The sequence below is a fragment of the Mycobacterium sp. WUMAC-067 genome, assembly GCF_020217485.1.
GTDB lineage: Bacteria > Actinomycetota > Actinomycetes > Mycobacteriales > Mycobacteriaceae > Mycobacterium.
Genome location: NZ_JAEKMI010000109.1, coordinates 1 through 4,750, shown reverse-complemented (window position 1 = coordinate 4,750; position 4,750 = coordinate 1). Strand labels below are relative to the sequence as shown.

The window sequence follows — 4,750 nt, the reverse complement described above, 5'->3', positions numbered from 1 at the left end:
CTGGACGAACTTGGCGTCCCAGCCGTCCTCGATGAGGTGGGTGATGTAGGAGCGGCGAAACGAATGCAGATCCAGGCCCTCGGCCAGGCCGAGATCTTTGCAGTAGCGCCGAAACCGGCGCAGCAGGGTGTTCTCGGCGACCAGTGAGCCCCGCTCACTAGGGAACAGATCGATGCTGTCGTCGATGTAGGGCTGGCCGTGAGCCAGCCAGTCGGCGATGATCTCCGGCGTCCAATCGAAGACTGTCAGCACGGTGCGACGCTTGGGCGGCGAACCCTTCTTGGCCTTGCCGTAGCGGACCAGGACCGCGCCGTAACGGCCGAACTCCGCGGCATGGGGATTGCGGGAGAAGTCGACAGTCTGCAGGTGGCGCAGCTCGTTGAAGCGCAGCCCATAGGAGTAGGCGACCTTGAACATCACCGAATCCCGGTAGGCCGGCAGCCACCCCTTCCTGTTCGAGTTGGCGATCAGCGTGACCTGATCATCGGCGTGGTCGAAGAAAATCTGCAGCTCCTGCTTGGTGAACGGCCGCTTCTCGGGGGACTGCTCATTGTCCTGGACGTGCGTTGCGGTGTTCCAGGCAAAGAACACCTGCGCGGGGTGCGTACCAAAGCGCTGTTCGCACACCCGGTCCCAGCCATAGTCAGGATCGGCAATATAGGAGCAGAACAACCGCAGCCCGTTCTGGTAGCCCCGCACGGTGGACTGCTTGACAGCCTTGATGCTGCGGAGGTCACCGAAAAACTCCTCGACGATGGCCGGCGTCCACGACCAAGGGAACTCGTTGGTGTCGGCGATGAAGCGGCGGACGAGTGCGATCCGACCGGCGATCGTGTCGTGATCGAGGTTTCGACATAGTTGCTGGTTGCGCCACCCATCCAGCATCTCGTCGACGGTTTGGACCTCGGGATGCAGCAGGGGGACCGAGCCGACGAGGTACACGCGACCGCTCTTATCGACAGGCAAACCGGCCTCCAGGCTGTCTCATCTGATGCATCATTGAATCATCTAATGAATCATTACCACATCGGTGCAGGTAGAGCCATCGCTTCCAGGAGGCTTTTATCAGCGCGTCGAGGCGACCCCGCGCAACTACCGGCGTAGCAGGCCCGTCGTGTTGACCCACAACTTCAGTGGGCCAACGACTTTCGCCTGGAATCCCCGGAATGACGGCGCCCATGCCAATCGGGGCGATCGGGCCGGAAATGATTCATCTGATGAAAACGGAGACTTTAACCTGACATAAGATAGCTTATCGGATCTGTAAATAGGTCTGAAATCAGGTCTGCAATACAGAACCTGTAAACACACCTTAATTTGGGTCTCCGGTGGTATCGTCGCTTCATGGTCGTCTTGAACCCAACAAGAATGCGCTCGATCACCGATGCGAAGACGAAGTTCAACGCACTGGTCTCCGAAGCTCAGGCAGGACAAATTGCGCACATCGTCTCCGGTGCGAATGTCGTGGCCCATCTGGTGCCGCCGACCGCCCGGATCGTCGACGACGTCAACGTGCTGACATCCATGCTCCAAGCGCTGGTGCAGCGCGAGGTTGACTGGATCGTTGAGGACCGCAAGAAGAATGACGGCAAGCTCTACAGTGCCGGCGACGTCATGGGTCGCGCTCTCGGGTGGGCCTGGCGAACCGACGCGGCTCTATTCATGCAGATTGTCAGCGACTACACCGTGCGGTTGGCCGACTGCATCGGCAGACCGATACAGCTTGATGAAATTCGGGCACCGATACGGGAGAGCCTCGGTGCTGCCCTCACTGACGGTGAGGTCGCCACGGCAGACGCCCATCTTGCGCGCAACTGGGATGAATGGATGCTCGACGCTCACTCACCGGACGCTCTGGGCGGGCAAACCTCCGAATTCGCTGTCACGTGACGAAACTATCCAAATATCATTTGAACGGGGAGAAATGGATACATCGGCGGAAATGTGGGCATTGGTCGGTAAGCTTATTGCACTTGTGGCAATACCGCACGCAGCCGCCCAAGGGTTGTCCAAATTGGTAGCGATTTCTGTCGTCTGCCAGGAGGATGGGACCAGTGTGAGCTGATTTTGCCAGGGTGATGGGACCACCTGGATTGCCAGTTATGGGACCACCGGCGCGTCGCGTCGGTGGTCTCTTCATCTGTTCGTTTGATCGCCGTGATGGTCCAAGTCACGGAGGCGGCGGGCATGGCTTTTCGGGAGGTCAGTGTGAACGAGATCAGGGAAGTGCTGCGGGTGTGGCTGGGGGTCGCGGGGCTACCGGCACCGGGGTACCGCACGATCGCCGCGCATTGCGGCGTGGACCGCAAAACGGTGCGCCGCTACGTCGAGGCCGCGCAAGCGGCTGGTCTGCGCCGTAGCGACGGCGTCGAGGCTGTCGATGACGGGTTGATCGGGGCTGTCGCCGACGCGGTGCGCCCAGTACGCCCCGATGGCCACGGCGCAGCGTGGGAACAGCTGCTGGGGTTTGAGGACCAGATCACCGCGTGGGTGGCCGGCGATGGTCAGGCGCGGCCGTTGACGATCACCAAGATCCAGACGTTGCTGGCCCGTCAGGGGTGCGTGGTGCCGTATCGAACGTTGAACCGATTCGCCGGTGAGCGTTGCGGTTTCGGCCGCAAGGACACCACGGTGCGGGTCGCTGACGGGGATCCCGGGGTGGAATGCCAGATCGATTTCGGCTACCTGGGGATGCTGACCGACGCCACCGATGGGCGGCGTCGCAAGGTGCACGCGTTGATCTTCACTGCCGTCTACTCCCGGCACATGTTCGTGTGGCTGTCCTACTCACAGACCCTGGCGGCGGTGATCGCCGGCTGCCAGGCGGCGTGGGAGTTCTTTGGCGGGGTGTTCACGGTGCTGATCCCAGACAACCTCAAGCCGGTGATCGCCGCTGCTGATGCGGTCAACCCCCGATTCACCGCGGGCTGGCTCGACTACGCCGGCCATGTCGGGTTCCTTACCGACCCGGCCCGGGTGCGTTCCCCGAAAGACAAACCGCGGGTGGAACGTGCGGTGCAGTACGTGCGCCGAAACTTCTGGGACGGTGAAACATTCACCAGTATTGAGCAGGCACAGCAGGCTGTCACCGCGTGGTGTCTTCGTACTGCCGGGACCCGTATCCACGGCAGCACGTGTGCACGGCCAGTGGAGGTGTTCACCACCGAAGAACAGGCCCTACTGCTTCCGGTGCCGGGCGCTTACGACGTGCCGATGTTCAAGACCGTAAAGGTGCACCGCGACTTCCACGCCGAAGTCGCCAAAGCCCTCTACTCGCTGCCCGAGCAGTGGATCGGCACCGCGTTGGACGTGCGCGCCGATAGTGAGCTGGTGAAGTTCTATCACCGCGGTGTGCTGGTCAAAGTCCATCCCCGCCAGTCTGCAGGTGGCCGCAGCACCGACCGCGCCGATCTGCCCGAACACAAGGCCGTTTACGCGATGCGGGACTTGACGACACTGATCGCCACCTGCGCCGCGCACGGCCCCAACGTCGGGATCTACGCCGAACGCATCCTCGACGATCCGCTGCCATGGACGCGGATGCGCACCGTCTACCGACTCCAGGGCCTGGTGCGCCGATACGGCGCGCAACGCGTCGAGCAGGCCTGTTCGATGGCGCTGGACCTCGATGTCGTCTCGGTCAACAAGATCGCCTCGATGCTCGAACGCGCCACCGAGAACACGATTCCGGCGCTGCCGCTGGCCGTCGGCCACACCGCTACCCGGTTCTCCCGAGATCCCTCTGAATTCAACACCACCTCAACATCATTGAGTGTCGTTGCTAGTGCCGACTCCGAGGGGACCTGCTGACATGACCACCACAAACCGCGTGGCCGCAGACCCGGTCGGCGCAGACCTGCTCCGACTGCTCAAAGCGCTCAAACTCGGCGCCCTGGCCGACACCCTGCCCGAACGGGCCGCACTGGCCCGCCAGCACAAGCTCAGCCACATTGGATTCCTGGAAACACTGCTCGCCGACGAGGTCTCCCGGCGCGAATCCCGTTCAGCTGCCCTGCGGGCGGCCAAAGCCGGCCTCGACCCCACGATGCGTTTCGACTCCTGGACCGCACAACAGGACCTGCGCTATGACCGCACCCTGCTCGGCGACCTGACCGCGTTGCGATTCCTCGACGCCGGCCAGTCCGCGATCATCCTCGGACCCGTCGGAGTAGGCAAGACGCATCTGGCAACAGCGCTGGGGCACTTGGCTATTCGCCGCCGCCATAGTGTCCTGTTCGCCCGATCCGACAAACTGTTCACCCGGCTGCGTGCCGCTCGACTCGACCACACCGTCGACGCCGAGATCCGACGGCTGGCAGCCGTGGACGTCCTGATCATCGACGACTTCGCGCTGCGGCCCCTCGACGCCACCGAAACCAGCGACTTCTACGAAATCGTCGTCGAACGCCACCAAACCAAGACCACCATCGTGACGTCCAACCGCGAACCCGCCGAATGGTTGACCATGACCGCCGACACCCTGCTCGCCCAATCAGCCATCGACAGACTGACCGCTGCAGCCCACACCCTGGTCATCGAAGGACCGTCCTACCGCCAACGCACTCGACCCGGCCAGCTTGACCCAGAAGGGCCCGACGAGCATCCTCGATAACGCGCCACGGTGGTCCCATCCCCCTGGCAATCAGGTGGTCCCATCACCCTGGCAAGCGACAATTTCCAACCGCCCCAGCTTCGTGGTTGTCGCCAAAACGATGGACGCTGCCACGTACACCGCTCTGGCGATCGTATC

Annotated in this window: 4 protein-coding genes; 3 read left to right on the top strand and 1 reads right to left on the bottom strand. The window is 62.5% G+C overall.

Annotation, left to right across the window (positions count from 1 at the left end; genetic code table 11):
- A partial coding sequence (locus JF781_RS27390) for a site-specific integrase (RefSeq protein ID WP_225341342.1) occupies window positions 1–966 on the bottom strand: 966 nt, incomplete at its 3' end.
- Window positions 967–1,344: 378 nt separating this feature from the next.
- Here JF781_RS27390 and JF781_RS27385 point away from each other — a divergent pair.
- The 3 genes from JF781_RS27385 (at window position 1,345) to istB (ending at window position 4,612) form a co-directional block, all read left to right on the top strand.
- Window positions 1,345–1,890, top strand: a complete 546-nt coding sequence (locus JF781_RS27385) for a hypothetical protein (protein WP_225330626.1) — start codon at window positions 1,345–1,347, stop codon at window positions 1,888–1,890.
- A gap of 297 nt (window positions 1,891–2,187) precedes the next feature.
- Window positions 2,188–3,810 carry an IS21 family transposase gene (gene istA / locus JF781_RS27380; RefSeq protein WP_055111511.1) on the top strand — a complete coding sequence of 541 codons (1,623 nt, stop codon included), beginning with the start codon at window positions 2,188–2,190 and terminating at the stop codon, window positions 3,808–3,810.
- Window position 3,811: 1 nt separating this feature from the next.
- Entirely contained in the window at window positions 3,812–4,612 is an 801-nt protein-coding gene (gene istB / locus JF781_RS27375; protein WP_055110181.1) for an IS21-like element helper ATPase IstB, read from the top strand.
- Window positions 4,613–4,750: the final 138 nt, after the last annotated feature.

Bases quoted from the DNA above. Each gene is read 5' to 3' on its own strand.
- istB (WP_055110181.1), top strand. From the start codon at position 3,812: ATGACCACCACAAACCGCGTGGCCGCAGACCCGGTCGGCGCAGACCTG.
- istA (WP_055111511.1), top strand. From the start codon at position 2,188: ATGGCTTTTCGGGAGGTCAGTGTGAACGAGATCAGGGAAGTGCTGCGG.
- JF781_RS27385 (WP_225330626.1), top strand. From the start codon at position 1,345: ATGGTCGTCTTGAACCCAACAAGAATGCGCTCGATCACCGATGCGAAG.